This window comes from Arthrobacter mangrovi (genome assembly GCF_026011795.1).
GTDB classification, from domain to species: Bacteria; Actinomycetota; Actinomycetes; order Actinomycetales; family Micrococcaceae; genus Crystallibacter; species Crystallibacter mangrovi.
The window spans coordinates 379,956-394,461 of the sequence record NZ_BRVS01000005.1 but is presented as its reverse complement, the minus strand read 5'-3'; the positions used below and the strand labels follow the sequence as shown (position 1 = coordinate 394,461).

General features: G+C 69.6%; 12 protein-coding genes. 7 read left to right on the top strand and 5 right to left on the bottom strand.

Annotated features, from left to right (window positions below; all coding sequences use genetic code 11):
- Window positions 1–85 precede the first annotated feature (85 nt).
- The 3 genes from glmS to AHIS1636_RS07805 all read left to right on the top strand — a co-directional run bounded on the left by glmS (window position 86) and on the right by AHIS1636_RS07805 (window position 2,641).
- Window positions 86–2,002 (top strand): glutamine--fructose-6-phosphate transaminase (isomerizing), encoded by a 1,917-nt coding sequence (glmS, locus tag AHIS1636_RS07815; protein WP_264795246.1) that lies wholly within the window; start codon window positions 86–88, stop codon window positions 2,000–2,002.
- Window positions 2,003–2,010: 8 nt separating this feature from the next.
- Window positions 2,011–2,361, top strand: coding sequence for a holo-ACP synthase (locus AHIS1636_RS07810; RefSeq protein WP_264795245.1), 351 nt, complete (start codon window positions 2,011–2,013; stop codon window positions 2,359–2,361).
- A gap of 106 nt (window positions 2,362–2,467) precedes the next feature.
- On the top strand, window positions 2,468–2,641 hold the full coding sequence (locus tag AHIS1636_RS07805) for a hypothetical protein (RefSeq protein ID WP_264795244.1): 174 nt from the start codon (window positions 2,468–2,470) through the stop codon (window positions 2,639–2,641).
- Window positions 2,642–2,664: 23 nt separating this feature from the next.
- Here the strand turns inward: AHIS1636_RS07805 and AHIS1636_RS07800 are convergent, their stop codons facing one another.
- From AHIS1636_RS07800 to AHIS1636_RS07780, 5 genes are all read right to left on the bottom strand, one after another.
- On the bottom strand, window positions 2,665–3,279 hold the full coding sequence (locus AHIS1636_RS07800) for a hypothetical protein (protein WP_264795243.1): 615 nt from the start codon (window positions 3,277–3,279) through the stop codon (window positions 2,665–2,667).
- Between the two features lie 21 nt (window positions 3,280–3,300).
- On the bottom strand, window positions 3,301–4,299 hold the full coding sequence (locus AHIS1636_RS07795) for a serine/threonine-protein kinase (RefSeq protein WP_264795242.1): 999 nt from the start codon (window positions 4,297–4,299) through the stop codon (window positions 3,301–3,303).
- Window positions 4,300–4,389: 90 nt separating this feature from the next.
- Complete coding sequence (locus AHIS1636_RS07790) at window positions 4,390–5,229, bottom strand: SDR family oxidoreductase (RefSeq protein ID WP_264795241.1); 840 nt, start codon at window positions 5,227–5,229, stop codon at window positions 4,390–4,392.
- 131 nt (window positions 5,230–5,360) lie between these two features.
- A complete protein-coding gene (locus AHIS1636_RS07785) occupies window positions 5,361–5,921 on the bottom strand; it encodes a dihydrofolate reductase family protein (protein ID WP_264795240.1) in 561 nt (186 codons plus the stop codon).
- 45 nt (window positions 5,922–5,966) lie between these two features.
- On the bottom strand, window positions 5,967–6,410 hold the full coding sequence (locus AHIS1636_RS07780; RefSeq protein WP_264795239.1) for a hypothetical protein: 444 nt from the start codon (window positions 6,408–6,410) through the stop codon (window positions 5,967–5,969).
- Between the two features lie 217 nt (window positions 6,411–6,627).
- Here AHIS1636_RS07780 and glgX point away from each other — a divergent pair, with 217 nt between their 5' ends.
- Genes glgX through AHIS1636_RS07760 form a run of 4 tightly spaced genes read left to right on the top strand, consistent with a single transcriptional unit; the run spans window position 6,628 to window position 14,453 of the window.
- Complete coding sequence (gene glgX, locus AHIS1636_RS07775; RefSeq protein WP_264795238.1) at window positions 6,628–8,817, top strand: glycogen debranching protein GlgX; 2,190 nt, start codon at window positions 6,628–6,630, stop codon at window positions 8,815–8,817.
- Window positions 8,814–11,117, top strand: coding sequence for a malto-oligosyltrehalose synthase (gene treY / locus AHIS1636_RS07770; RefSeq protein ID WP_264795237.1), 2,304 nt, complete (start codon window positions 8,814–8,816; stop codon window positions 11,115–11,117). Before glgX ends, treY begins: the two co-directional genes overlap by 4 nt.
- Window positions 11,114–12,868 (top strand): malto-oligosyltrehalose trehalohydrolase, encoded by a 1,755-nt coding sequence (gene treZ, locus AHIS1636_RS07765; protein WP_264795236.1) that lies wholly within the window; start codon window positions 11,114–11,116, stop codon window positions 12,866–12,868. The genes treY and treZ overlap by 4 nt, the downstream gene beginning before the upstream one ends.
- 52 nt (window positions 12,869–12,920) lie before the next feature.
- Window positions 12,921–14,453, top strand: a complete 1,533-nt coding sequence (locus AHIS1636_RS07760; protein ID WP_264795235.1) for an NAD(P)H-hydrate dehydratase — start codon at window positions 12,921–12,923, stop codon at window positions 14,451–14,453.
- Window positions 14,454–14,506: the final 53 nt, after the last annotated feature.

Here is a 14,506-nt window from a genome sequence, read left to right as displayed (position 1 = left end):
TTACCCAAAACGGCGACGGCGGCGCGGCGCCCCTGCGCGCGGGCCTCCCGCGTGGGTGGCGGCGGCAGCAGGTAGGCTTGGTGCCATGTGTGGAATCGTAGGTTATGTAGGCCGCCGCGACGTTCTGGTCGCTGATGGCGGCTCGGATCTGGCCCCCGGTATTGACAGCCACGGCGCCCTGGACGTGGTGCTGGAGGGGCTGCGCCGCCTGGAGTACCGCGGCTATGACTCTGCCGGCGTGGCGGTTATCGCGGACGGCGGCATCGAGTCCCGCAAGAAGTCCGGCAAGCTGAGCAACCTCATCGAGGAGCTCGAGGCGCGGCCGCTGCCGCAGTCGCTGACCGGCATCGGCCACACCCGCTGGGCCACGCACGGCGGGCCGACGGACCAGAACGCGCACCCGCACCTGGCCGACGATGACCAGCTGGCCGTGATCCACAACGGCATCATCGAGAATTTCGCCGAGATCAAGGCGTCGCTGACGGCCAAGGGCCACACCTTCCGCTCGGAGACGGACACCGAGGTTGCCGCGGTGCTGCTGGGCGACATCTACCGCGCGCTCGCCGCCAAGGGCGAGCCGTCGCTGGCCAAGGCGATGCAGCTGGCCTGCCAGAAGCTGGAGGGTGCGTTCACGCTGCTGGCCATCCACCGCGAGCAGCCGGACGTCGTCGTCGCCGCCCGCCGCAACTCCCCGCTCGTGGTCGGCCTGGGCGAGAACGAGAACTTCCTGGGCTCGGACGTCTCCGGGTTCATCGACTTCACCCGCCGCGCGGTGGAACTGGGCCAGGACCAGATCGTCTCGATCACCCCGGACAGCTTCGAGATCACCGACTTCCACGGCAATCCGGCGCAGGGCACCGAGTTCGAGGTCAACTGGGACGCGGCTGCCGCGGAAAAGGGCGGCTACCCCTCCTTCATGGAGAAGGAGATCAACGACCAGCCCGCCGCCGTCGGCGATACGCTGCTGGGCCGCGCGGACGCGGCCGGCCGGCTGACGCTGGACGAGATCCGGATCGACCCGGAGCTGCTGAAGAACGTCAACAAGATCATCGTCCTGGCCTGCGGCACCTCCGCCTACGCCGGGCAGGTGGCCAAGTACGCGATCGAGCACTGGGTCCGGATCCCGACCGAGGTCGAGCTGAGCCACGAGTTCCGCTACCGGGACCCGATCGTGGACGCGAACACCCTGATCGTGTCCATCTCGCAGTCCGGCGAGACCATGGACACCCTGATGGCCGTGCGCTACGCGAAGGAGCAGGGCGCCAAGACGCTGGCGATCTGCAACACCAACGGCTCCACCATCCCGCGTGAATCCGACGCCGTGCTCTACACGCACGCCGGCCCGGAAATCGCCGTCGCCTCCACCAAGGCGTTCCTGGCGCAGATCACCGCCGCCTACCTGCTGGGCCTGTACCTGGCGCAGCTGCGCGGCATCAAGTTCCAGGGCGAGATCCGCGACATCCTCTCCGACCTGGGCGCGATCCCGGCGAAGATCCAGTCCGTGCTGGACAACGCGGACCAGATCAAGAAGCTCGCCCGCGAGATGGCCGAGACCAAGTCGGTGCTGTTCCTGGGCCGCCACGTCGGCTTCCCGGTCGCGATGGAAGGCGCGCTGAAGCTCAAGGAGCTCGCCTACATCCACGCCGAGGGCTTCGCCGCCGGCGAGCTTAAGCACGGCCCGATCGCGCTGATCGAAGAGGGCCAGCCGGTGTTCGTCGTCGTGCCGTCCCCGCGCGGCCGGCACTCGCTGCACTCCAAGGTCGTCTCCAACATCCAGGAGATCCGGGCCCGCGGCGCCAACACCATCGTGATCGCCGAACAGGGCGACGAGGCGGTCAAGGCCTACGCCGAGCACGTCTTCTACATCCCGGAGACGCCGACCCTGCTCGCGCCGCTGCTGGCCACGGTGCCGCTGCAGATTTTCGCCTGCGAACTGGCCACCGCCAAGGGCTACGACGTCGACCAGCCGCGCAACCTCGCCAAGTCCGTCACCGTCGAGTAAGCGAAGCAATGATCGTCGGGATCGGCGTCGACGTCGTCGAGGTGTCCCGCTTCCGGGCGCAGCTGGAGCGCACGCCCGGACTGCGGGACCGCCTGTTCACGCCGGAGGAGCGGAAGCTCAACACACGCTCCTTGGCCGCGCGCTTCGCGGCCAAGGAGGCGATCGCCAAGGCCATCGGTGCACCGGTGGGCATGAACTGGCAGGACTGCACCATCCGGGTCGACGGCGGGGGAGACCCGTACCCCGAATTCACCGGTACCGTCGCGGCGGCGTCCGAAGCCAAGGGCGTGAAGTACTGGCACCTGTCCATGAGCCACGACGGCGACCTCGCGACGGCGATGGCGATCGCCGAGAAATAGCCCTTGGAGCGGGCCGCCCACAGGTCTGATGGCGGCCCGCACCTGTGCACTCCAAGTTGGAGCCGGTAAGTTGGGGCCAGCTGTCCTGACTCATCGAAGGAGCATCATGACTCTTGGAACAAGCGGCACGTCCGTTTGTCCGCAGTGCGGCCAGGCCCTGCAGGCACTCGACGACAGCCAATGGGAGGCGGAAGGCCCGGTGCCGGAAGGCACGTTGGCGGTATACCGCTGCGAGGGGCAGCACCGGGTGCTGGTAGTGCCTCCGGCGATCCAAGGGTGATGTCCCGCTAGGGGCGGATGAACCTAGTCTTTGCCCGGGTTCGTGCCCTTTCCATGTCCCTGGCCTTTGCCGTTGTTTTCCCCGTTGCCGGTGGCGGGCGCATTGCCGTTGCCCGCGGACCCGCTGCTGTTGCCCTTTCCGGGGCCGGCGCCTGGCTTCTCTGCTGTTCCGGGGTCCGCAGTGCTGTCCTGCGGGACGGGCGCCGGAGCAATCGGGGCGGGCGCCGGGACGGAGGGCGGGGGCGCGGAGGGACTCTCGTCCACCGCAGCCTCCGTTTCCGGGCCGGCCGGCTCGTCCCCGGGTGACGGCGCGGGCGATGCCGGGGACGCAGCCGCCCGCTCTGCATGAAGGTCCTCGCCCAGCTGCGTGATGGCAGCGTCGATGGCCTGGTAGCGGGAGAACGAGACGTCTCCTTGGCCGGCGGCCCGGGAAAGCGCATCGGCAAGGCCGTCCAGCTCCTCCGTGGCTTTCCGGTAGTCCCCGGACGCGGCCGCGGCACGAACCACGGCTGCCTGCTCCTGCAAGGTGATGGCCGCTGCGTCGGTCAGAGCAGGCGGCGCCGAGCAGGCGGTTACCGCCGAGAGGGTAAGCGCAGCCAGGCAAGCGGCGGCCCGGCCGCGGCGTCGGATGGTTTTCACGGGACGAGGTTCCGTTCCAGTTCACGCATGTGGTCTTCCAAGGTTCCGGTCAGGGAGGGGGACGGCTCCGGGACAGCCGGCGCCGGGGACCCGCCTGCCGAGACCACCAGGATTGCTGCGGCCGCACCGGCGAGCAGGAGCAGCACAGCGGCCAGCCAGAAAACGTGCGTGCCGCGGAGCCGGGAACGTGCGCGCCGGTTCGGTTTTCGCGCGGACAGCGGGACGGTGGGGCGATGCGGTTCGATCCCGGCCGGGACGGGCAGCTCGTCTTGGCCCCGCATCGGTGCCAGGACCGCTTCGACTTCGGCCGCGTCCGGTCTGGCGGCAGGATCCATGGCAGTCATGCCGGAGAGCAGCTCCCGCCAAGCCGCAGGCAATGCAGGCGGGATCACCGGCGCGCTGCAGCCTGGCGACTGCGGACTCGACCGGAGTTCCGGGGAACTCGACCTGGCCGGTCAGGCACTCGAGCAGGACGAGCCCCAAGGAGTAGATGTCGCTGGAGGTCCCCAGCGCCTCGCCCTTGGCCTGTTCGGGGCTGAGATACGTCGCGGTGCCCACGGTTTTCCCCGTTGCGGTAAGCCGGGTACCGGCGATCACCCGCGCGATGCCGAAGTCCGTGAGCTTGGCCTTTGCCTCGCCGGTGTCTTCGTCGTAGCTGAGCATGACGTTGCCCGGCTTCAGGTCGCGGTGGATCACGCCCCGTTCATGGACGTAGCGCAGCGCGCCTGACAGGTCTGCACCGATCCTTGCTACATCCCCGGGTGGCAGCCGGCCCTGCCTCAGGCGGTGCTGCAGGTCGGAACCCTGTGCCAGCTCCATGACAACAAAAGAGCAGGACCCGCCCGCGGGAGTGGCTTCCGTGCCGGCGTCGTAAACGGCGATGAGGCCGGGATGATTGAACGTAGCCAGCAGGCGGACTTCGGCCTGCTGCCGGCGCAGCTCGTCCTCGTGGCCGGCATCGGGCTTGAACACCTTCACCGCGACCGCCCGGCCCAGCACCTCGTCGACGCCCCGGTACACGGACGCCGATCCACCCCGGCCGATCAGGCCCTGCAGTTTGTAGCGGCCGCCCAGGCCTGCCGGTGGAGCCGGATCCGCAAGCGGGATGTGTCAAAGGATGGGCCGCCCGCCGGTGACCGCGATGCGCGCCCCGGAGATGTAGCTTCCGTCATCGGAGGCGAGCAGGACGTATGTTGGTGCCAGTTCCGCGGGCTGGCCCGCGCGCCCCAACGGCGTATCCTGCCCGAACGATTCGACCTTCTCCGGCGGCATGGTGGAGGGGATCAGCGGCGTCCAGATCGGACCGGGGGCCACGCTGTTGACCCTGATGCCCTTGTCGCCGAGCATTTGGGCCAGGCTGGCGGAGAAGTTGGCGATCGCCGCCTTGGTGGCGGCATACGGCGCCAGAGTCGGATTGGGCATGTCCGAATTCACCGAAGAACTGCCGATGATCGATGATCCCGGAGCCATGTGCGGCACCGCGGCTTTGACCAGATGGAACATGGCCCCGATGTTGACTTTGAAGGTGTAGTCCCATTCTTCGTCGCTGATCTCGTCCAGCGACTGGTGGGTCATCTGGTAGGCGGCGTTGCTGACCAGAATGTCGATTTTGCCGAACTCGTCCACGGCGGTATCGATGACCTTGCGGCACTGCTCGGCCGTATCCAGGTCGCCGCGGACCAGCACGGCCCGCTGGCCGGCCTGCTCAACGAGGCCAGCCGTGTCCCGGGCGTCCTCGTCTTCGTTGAGGTAGGAAATGAGGACATCGGCGCCCTCACGGGCGAAAGCGATGGCTACTGCCCGGCCGATGCCGCTGTCACCGCCGGTGATGACGGCCGCTTTGCCCTTCAGCCTGCCCGTGCCACGATAGCTGTGCTCGCCGCAGTCGGGGACCGGGGTCATTTTCGACTGCTCGCCCGGAACTTCCTGTTGCTGTGCCGGCTGGCCCATGTGTTCTCCCTCCGGTGGACGTCGGATGTGCCGGCCCTGCTCGCCGACAACATAAGCAAGCTTACTGTCCGTGCAGGGCATTGTCTGCACGAAACGAAAGCCCGGCCGCGGAGTGGCGCCGGAGGTTAGGGTCAGGGGCGCACCGCGTAGCGCAGGTAGACCGTGCCGTTGGTGAAGCGGCGTTCGTCCAGCAAGTCGAGGGACAGCCGCTGGCCGGCGGGCAGCCCAGGCGTGCCGCCGCCGACCGCTATCGGCGCGACGAAGAAGATGCACTCGTCCACCAGCCCCGCCGCGAAGGCGTGCGCGGCCAGGGCGGGTCCGCCGATCGAAAGGTCCCGGTCTGCGGATTCCTTCAGCTGCCGAACAATCTCCGGCCTGAACTCCCGCTCCAGCCGCGTCCGTGATGTCGCCACGGACGCCAGCGTGGAGGAGTAGACGATCTTGTCCTTCTCCAGCCACTGCTTCGCGAAATCCCGCTCCACCTCTTCCAGCCCCGGGTCCGCAGCCAGTGTGTCCCATACGGACAGAACCTCGTGCATGCGCCGGCCCAGCAGGTAGGTTCCCACCGTACGCTCGATGTCGTTGACGAACGCGTGCACCTCCTCATCCGGAGCGGTCCAGTCGATGCTGCCGTTCCCGTCCGCGATGTAGCCGTCCAGCGACATAGTGGCGGAATAGATCAGGCTGGCCATCCGGCCTCCTCCTTGGTCAAGCACCGGTTGGGTCCGCCGTATCCCTCATTCGATGCCCAGGCATGCCGCGATGCTGTCCTGCCCCTGGGGCAGAGGACAGGACGCCTCGGTCCACTCTCCGCTGCCGAATTTGTCGCGAGTGGAGTCATGGAAGAGTTGCAGCGCCGGAGCATGCGTGGTGACCCGGGCGTAGCGCACGACCATGTCCCCCTCGACGGTGGGTCGGGCTACGGCGAGTTCCGCCCCGTTTTCCGTGTACCCCCGTTCGAGGCACTCGAGGGCTTCGGCCCCGAGCTTCTTCCCCTGGTCGAGCACCACGTCCGGGCAGGGCGGCAGCGCCGTCCGGTTCCTGAAAGCATCCGGCGCGGAGGAATCGGCGCGCGACTCGTCAATGACGGTTGGAGCCGGCGTGGCCTGGCAGCCCACGAGGAGCAAGGCGGCGGCCGCTGCCAAACACGCCTGCCTGCCGGCGCCCACACGTCCTCCCACGGTCTTCCACCCCCTTGGCGGCCACCTGCCGCTTTGCATGAGTGTGCCCCCGACCGGGCACGTCCGCAAGGCTGCACCTGCTCCGACGGCACGGGAAGGTACGACGGCGGGCGGCAGGCCGGCGTCGTACGTGTTACGCGTTAGGCGGATTACACGAAAGTGTCACCCGGATGCGGTAAGAAAGGAACAGACAATCCCCAAATGTCAGGAGCAGTTGATGGAAGCATGGCCCGGAGACGCCTATCCGCTCGGAGCCACTTATGACGGCAACGGCACCAACTTCGCGATCTTCAGCGAAGTGGCCGACGCCGTCTACCTTTGCCTGTTCGACGACGACGGCACGGAGACGCGCGTGCCGTTGCGGGAGGTGGACGGCTATGTCTGGCACGCCTACCTGCCGCAGATTCTTCCCGGGCAGAAGTACGGCTACCGGATCGACGGGCCGTACGATCCGGCCAGCGGCGTGCGCTGCAACGTGAACAAGCTGCTGCTGGACCCGTACGCGAAGGCGGTCAGCGGCGAGATCGACTGGGCGCAGCCGCTGTTCGGCTACAACTTCGGCGACCCGGACTCGCGCAATGACGAGGATTCCGCGGAGCACATGATGCTCGGCGTGGTGGTCAGCCCCTTCTTCGACTGGGACGGGGACCGCAAGCCGCGCACGCCGTACCACCGCTCGGTGATCTACGAGGCGCACGTGAAGGGCCTGACCGAGCTGCACCCGGACGTGCCGGAGGAGCAGCGCGGCACGTATGCCGGCGTGGCCCACCCGTCGGTGATCGCGCACCTGCAGAAACTGGGCGTCACCGCGATCGAGCTGATGCCGGTGCACCAGTTCGTCAACGACAGCACGCTGCAGGACAAGGGCCTGTCCAACTACTGGGGCTACAACACCATCGGCTTCTTCGCCCCGCAGAACACGTACTGCTCCACGGGCGACGCCGGACAGCAGGTCCAGGAGTTCAAAGCGATGGTGCGCGAGCTGCACCTGGCCGGCATCGAGGTCATCCTGGACGTGGTCTACAACCACACGGCCGAGGGCAACCACCTGGGCCCCACCCTGTCCTTCCGCGGTATCGACAACCAGGCCTACTACCGCCTGATGGAGGACGAGCAGCAGTACTACATGGACTACACGGGCACCGGCAACTCGCTGAACGTGCGGCACCCGCATGCGCTGCAGCTGCTGATGGACTCGCTGCGCTACTGGGCCACCGAGATGCACGTGGACGGCTTCCGCTTCGACCTGGCGTCCACCCTGGCCCGCGAGTTCTACGATGTGGACCGGCTGTCGACCTTCTTCGAACTCTGCCAGCAGGACCCGGTGGTGTCGCAGACCAAGCTGATCGCCGAGCCGTGGGACATCGGCCCCGGCGGCTACCAGGTCGGCAACTTCCCGCCGCTGTGGACGGAGTGGAACGGCAAGTACCGGGACACGGTACGCGACTTCTGGCGCGGCGAGCCTGCCACGCTGGGCGAGTTCGCATCCCGGATCACCGGCTCCTCGGACCTGTACGAGGATTCCGGCCGGCGCCCGGTCGCGTCGATCAACTTCGTCACTGCGCACGACGGCTTCACCCTGCGGGACCTGGTGTCCTATAACGAGAAGCACAACGAGGCCAACGGGGAAGACAATAACGACGGCGAGTCCCACAACCGCTCGTGGAACTGCGGCGCGGAGGGGCCCACGGACGATCCGAACGTGCTGGCGCTGCGGGCGCGGCAGCAGCGCAACTTCCTCGCCACGCTGCTGCTGAGCCAGGGCGTGCCGATGATCGCGCATGGCGACGAGCTTGGGCGGACCCAGCAGGGCAACAACAACGTGTACTGCCAGGACTCGGAGCTGTCCTGGATCGACTGGGGCAAGGTGGACCAGCCGCTGCTCGAGTTCGTCGCCGCGGTGAACCGGCTGCGGTCCGAGCACCCGATCTTCCGCCGCCGCCGCTTCTTCGACGGCCGACCGGTGCGGCGCGGCGAGGGCGAGGCCCTGCCGGACATCGCGTGGCTGACCCAGGACGGCACGCCGATGGAGCCGGAGGACTGGGACTCGCCGATCGGGCGGTTCATCGGCGTCTTCCTGAACGGCCAGGGCATTCGGGGCCGGGACGACCGGGGCCAGCCGATCACGGACCTGAACTTCCTGATCTACTTCAACGCGGACGACGTGGCGGTGGACTTCGTGCTGCCCTCGAAGGACTACTCGGCGAAGTGGGACGAGGTCATCGACACCGGCGGCGAATACGCGGACTCGGAGCCTGTCGCGGCCGGACAGAAGATCTCGGTCCAGGCCAAGTCCATGGTGGTGCTGCGGGCCCACACCCCGCCGCCGGAGGAACCGGACCACTCGGTGGCCGCTTCGCTGGCGGTGCTGGCTGACGAAAAGGGCGGCCGGAAGGACACCGCATGAGGACGCCGCTGTCCACCTACCGGCTGCAGATCAGCCCGTCGTTCACGCTGTTCGACGCGGCGGAACGGGTTCCCTACCTGCGGCGGCTGGGGGCGGACTGGGTCTACCTCTCGCCGATCCTCACCGCGGAACGGGGCTCGGACCACGGCTACGACGTCACGGATTTCTCTGCCGTGGATCCGGCGCGCGGCGGTGCCGAGGGCCTGAAGGCGCTCTCAAACGCCGCGCACGCCGCGGGCATGGGCGTGCTGGTGGACATCGTGCCCAACCACATGGGTGTCGCCACCCCGGCGCAGAACCGCTGGTGGTGGTCGCTGCTGGCCGAGGGCCGCGGTTCGCGCTACGCCGAGGCCTTCGATGTGGACTGGGACGCCGCCGGCGGCCGGATCCGGCTTCCGGTCCTGGGCGACGGCGACGCACAGTTGGACGAGCTCAAGCTGGCCGGGGGCGAACTGCACTACTACGACCACCGTTTCCCTGTCGCGGCAGGCACTGCCGAGGACGGCGCCTCGGCCCGCGAGGTCCACGACCGCCAGCACTACGAGCTGGTTAACTGGCGCCGGGCCGACTCGGAACTGAACTACCGCCGGTTCTTCGGCGTCAACACGCTCGCCGGCGTGCGGGTGGAAGTGCCGTGGGTGTTCGAGGAATCGCACGCCGAGGTCAGACGCTGGTTCGACGAGTCGCTGGTGGACGGGCTGCGGATCGACCATCCGGACGGGCTGGCCGACCCCGCGGGCTACCTGGAGGACCTGCACCGGCTGACCGGCGGCGCCTACGTGCTCGTGGAGAAGATCCTCGAGCCGGGGGAGCGGCTGCCGGAACGCTGGCAGTGCCAGGGCACCACCGGGTACGACGCGCTCGCGGACGTGGACCGGCTCTTTACCGATCCGGCCGGCCGGGCGGAACTGGAAGCGGCCGCTCCGGCGGAGCCTTTCGCGGAAATGATCCACGGGACCAAGCGCGCCATCACGGACGGCATGCTCCGCTCCGAGGTGCTGCGCCTGGTCCGGCTCATTCCCGCGGAGGCGGACTTGGCCGAGGACTCGGCGGAGGACGCGCTGGCCGAGCTGCTGACGTGCTTCCCGGTCTACCGCAGCTACCTGCCGGACGGCGCGGAGTACCTGGAGGAGGCCGCCATCGCGGCCCAGGTCCGCCGGCCGGATCTTGCGCCGACCATTGCCGCCCTGCAGGGTTTGCTCTCGCCGCAGGACGGGCTGACCGAGCTGGCCGTGCGGTTCCAGCAGACCTCGGGCATGGTGATGGCCAAGGGCGTGGAAGACACCGCGTTCTACCGCTACCCGAGGCTGACCTCGCTCAACGAAGTCGGCGCCGACCCGTCCATCTTCTCGCTGGAGCCGAACGAGCTGCACCAGCGGCTGCTGTTGCGCGAACTGCACGCCCCGCTCGCCATGACGGCGATGTCCACGCATGACACCAAGCGCAGCGAGGACACGCGGGCCCGCATCAGCGTGCTCTCCGAGCTGCCCGGGGAGTGGGCGGCAGCGCTGTCCCGGCTCGAGGAAGCGGCGCCCATCGGCGACCTGCCGCTGGCGGACCTGCTTTGGCAGGCGCTGCTCGGGGCATGGCCGCTGAGCCGTGAACGGGCCCATGCGTACGCCGAGAAGGCCTCGCGGGAGGCGGGCAACTCCACGACGTGGGTGCGGCCCGATGAGGACTTCGAACGGCGCCTGCATGCGGCCGTGGACGCGGCCTTCGACAACCCTGCGGTCCGCTCGGTCCTGGAGGACCTGGCCGCAAAGGTGCGCGGCGCCGGCTGGAGCAACTCGCTGGCCGCCAAGCTCGTCCAGCTGACCATGCCCGGCGTGCCGGACGTCTACCAGGGCACCGAATTCTGGGACCACTCGCTGGTGGATCCGGACAACCGCCGGCCGGTGGACTTCGCCGCACGGGAGCAGTCGCTCAAGGGCCAGGAATCCGGAGCCTTGCCGGCCGTGGACGAGGGCGCGGCGGCCAAGATGCTGGTGGTCTCCCGCGCGCTGCAGCTGCGCCGGGACCGGCAGGAGCTCTTCAGCGGCTACCGGGCCGTCCCGGCCACCGGTGCCGCCGCGGACCACCTCTTCGCCTTCGACCGGGGCGGCGCGGTCACGCTCGCCACCCGGTTGCCGCTGGGACTGCGCCGGGCGGGCGGCTGGCGGGACACCGCCGTCGTCCTTCCGCCCGGACGCTACCGGGACGAGCTGACCGGCCTCTGGTACAAGAGCACCGGGACCCTGCCGGCCGCCGAGGTCTTCGGGAACCTGCCGGTGGCGCTGCTGGTCCGGGAGGAGGAAGCATGAGCCGCTTCGATGTGTGGGCGCCGCGGGCCGAGTCGCTGGAACTGCTCGCCGCCGGACGGCAGTACGCCATGGAGCGCGCGGACGGCGGCTGGTGGCGGCTGCCGGAGGACGCCGCCGTGCCCGCGGGCGAGGTGGACTACGGGTACCGGATCGACGGCGCGGACAAGCCGGTCGCCGATCCCCGCTCGCGCCGCCAGCCGGACGGCGTGCACGGCCTCTCGCGGACCTTCGACCCAGCGCAGCACTCCTGGACGGACGCCGGCTGGCGCTCGCCGGGGCTCAGCGGCGGGGTGATCTACGAGCTGCACGTGGGAACCTTCACGCCCGAGGGCACCCTGGACGCGGCGGCGGCAAAGCTGGACTACCTCGCCGGGCTCGGCGTGGACCATGTCGAGCTGCTGCCCGTCAACGCTTTCAACGGCACCCACAACTGGGGGTATGACGGCGTGCTCTGGTACGCGGTCCAGGAAAGCTACGGCGGTCCGGCCGCCTACCAGCGCTTCGTGGACGCGGCGCACCGGCAGGGGATCGGCGTGATCCAGGACGTGGTGTACAACCACCTGGGTCCGAGCGGCAACTACCTGCCGCAGTTCGGCCCCTACTTTGCCGCCGCCGGCTCCAACCCTTGGGGCGACTCGATCAACCTGGACGGGCCCGAGTCGGACGAGGTCCGGCGGTACATCGTGGACAACGCGCTGATGTGGTTCCGCGACTTCCACGTGGACGGCCTGCGCCTGGACGCCGTGCATGCCCTGCACGACGAGCGCGCCGTCCACATCCTCGAAGAGCTCTCCGCCGCCACGGACGCCTGCGCCGCCGAACTGGGCAAGCCGCTGTTCCTGGTCGCCGAGTCGGACCTGAACAACCCGCGGATGATCGAGTCCCGCACGCGCAACGGCCTCGGACTGGACGGCCAGTGGAGCGACGATTTCCACCATGCCGTGCACGTGAACCTGACCGGCGAGACGTCCGGCTACTACGCGGACTTCGACTCCCTCGGCGCGCTGGCCAAGGTGCTGGCCGGCGGATTCTTCCACGACGGCAGCTACTCCTCGTTCCGGCACCGCCACCACGGGCGGCCCATCGACAAGGAGCACGTGACGACGCGGCAGCTGGTGGTCTGCACGCAGAACCACGACCAGATCGGCAACCGCGCCGCGGGGGACCGGCTGTCCGCCACCCTGGACTACGGCTCGCTGGCGCTGGCAGCGGTGCTGAACCTGACCTCGCCGTTCACGCCGATGCTGTTCATGGGGGAGGAGTTCGCCGCGTCGACGCCGTGGCAGTTCTTCACCTCGCACCCCGAGCCGGAGCTCGGCGAGGCCACCTCGCAAGGCCGGCTCCGCGAGTTCGAGCGGATGGGCTGGGACCCGGAGATCGTTCCGGACCCGCAGGACGAGAGCACGTTCACCAACTCGAAGCTGCTCTGGTCCGAAGTGGAGGAGGGGGACCATGCACGCCTGCTGCAGCTGTACCGGGAGCTCATCAGGCTCCGCCGCCAGGAGCCGGAGCTGACCAACCCGGACCTGCGGGCCGTCGCCGTGGACTTCGATGAGGACCGCCGCTGGCTGCTGCTGCGCCGCGGCCGCGTCACCGTCGCATTCAACTTCGCGGAGGACGAACGCAGGATTGAGGCCGGGCCGGGACGGCTGCTGCTCGCGACGGACCCGGACGCCAAGCTCGACGGCGCGCTGACACTGCCGCGCAAGTCGGCGGCCGTGCTGCGGCGGCAAGGCGAAGGCACCGCGTGACGGGCCGGCCAGGCAGGCACGGGCGGGGCCTCCATCCGGGTGGAGACCGGACATGATCCGCGCCTGGACCGGTGCGCAGGTGCGCGAGGCCGAGCGGCCGCTGCTGGAGGCCGGCGACGGTCCGGCACTGATGGCCCGGGCCGCCCACGGCCTGGCCGTGTCCGTGCTGCGGGCACTGCGCTCGCGCCGCGGCCGGGTCTCCGGCGCGCGGCTGGTGGTCCTCGCCGGCAGCGGCAACAACGGCGGGGACGCCCTCTATGCCGCCGCCGCCGTGGCCCGCAGGGGAGTGCGGACGACGGCGGTGCTCACCTCCGCGCGCTGCCACCCGGAGGCCCTGGCCACCTTCACGGCTGCCGGCGGCCGGGCCCTCCAGCTGCGGGAGGAGAACGCCGCGGAACTGGCCTCGCTCTGCGCTGGGGCGGACGTACTGGTGGACGGAATCCTCGGCACGGGTGCGGCCGGAGCGCTGCGCGGCCCGGCCGCCGGCCTGGTCCGTGCCATCGCCGATGCCGGAGCCCCGCTCGTGGTGGCCTGCGATTTGCCCAGCGGCACCTCGGCGGACACGGGGGAGCTGTTCGAACCGGTGCTCCGCGCCGACCTCACGATCACCTTCGGCGGAGCCAAGGCCGGCCTGCTCGCCGGGCCGGCGGCCGGTGCCGCCGGCACTGTGGAAACGATCGACATCGGGCTCGGCCCGCAGCTGCCGCAGCCGGCGCTCCGACGGCTGGAGCCTTCGGACTTCCGCCGGCTCTGGCCCGTGCCCGAACGCGATTCGCACAAGTACACCCGCGGAGTGCTCGGCATCGTCGCCGGCTCGGAACAGTACCCGGGCGCCGCGCTGCTGTGTACCCAGGCGGCCGCGGCCGCCGGGATCGGCATGGTCCGCTACCTGGGTCCGCGGGACGTCTGCCGGCTGGTGAACGCATCCACGCCCGAGGCGGTGTGCAGCAGTTCGGACTCGGTTGCGGAGAGCCGGGTGCAGGCATGGCTCGTGGGACCGGGAACCGGGACGGACAAGGAGCAGGCACGGCGCGTGCTTGATGCCCTCGCCTCCGGCCTGCCCGTAGTCGCGGACGCCAGCGCGCTGGACGAGCTGCCCGGCGAGCTGGGACCGCAGGTCGTGCTGACGCCGCACGCCGGCGAGCTGGTCCGGATCCTCGCCCGCCAGGACGTCGAGGTGACCCGCGAGCAGGTGGAAGCCTCGCCGTCGGAATTTGCCGCGCTCGCCGCCGGCCTGACCGGGGCGACCGTGCTGCTCAAGGGCGCGGCGACGGTCATCGCCTCACCCTCCGGCACGCTCTTCAGCCAGGACAACGCCACGCCCTGGATGGCCACGGCCGGGTCCGGGGACACGCTGGCCGGCATCCTCGGCGCACTCGCGGCCACCGTCGATCCGGCGGACTTGGACGCGGCCGGCATCGACCCGCCGGACCACGCGGCCGGCATCGCCGCCATGGCTGCCGCGGTCCACGGGCTCGCGGGCACTGCAGCCTCCGCGGGAGGACCCATCACCGCGTCGGACATCAGCCGTGCCGTGCCCCGGACGGTCCGCGGCTTGCTGCAGGAGAGCGTCCCAGGCAGGTAATTCCCGGCTGGAGCCGAACTGAGCCTTCAGCGTGAGCGAATCCGGCCCGCAGG

Bases quoted from the DNA above. Each gene is read 5' to 3' on its own strand.
- treZ (WP_264795236.1), top strand. From the start codon at position 11,114: ATGAGCCGCTTCGATGTGTGGGCGCCGCGGGCCGAGTCGCTGGAACTG.
- AHIS1636_RS07810 (WP_264795245.1), top strand. From the start codon at position 2,011: ATGATCGTCGGGATCGGCGTCGACGTCGTCGAGGTGTCCCGCTTCCGG.
- AHIS1636_RS07805 (WP_264795244.1), top strand. From the start codon at position 2,468: ATGACTCTTGGAACAAGCGGCACGTCCGTTTGTCCGCAGTGCGGCCAG.
- AHIS1636_RS07790 (WP_264795241.1), bottom strand. From the start codon at position 5,229: ATGGGCCAGCCGGCACAGCAACAGGAAGTTCCGGGCGAGCAGTCGAAA.
- AHIS1636_RS07785 (WP_264795240.1), bottom strand. From the start codon at position 5,921: ATGGCCAGCCTGATCTATTCCGCCACTATGTCGCTGGACGGCTACATC.
- AHIS1636_RS07760 (WP_264795235.1), top strand. From the start codon at position 12,921: ATGATCCGCGCCTGGACCGGTGCGCAGGTGCGCGAGGCCGAGCGGCCG.
- glgX (WP_264795238.1), top strand. From the start codon at position 6,628: ATGGAAGCATGGCCCGGAGACGCCTATCCGCTCGGAGCCACTTATGAC.
- glmS (WP_264795246.1), top strand. From the start codon at position 86: ATGTGTGGAATCGTAGGTTATGTAGGCCGCCGCGACGTTCTGGTCGCT.
- treY (WP_264795237.1), top strand. From the start codon at position 8,814: ATGAGGACGCCGCTGTCCACCTACCGGCTGCAGATCAGCCCGTCGTTC.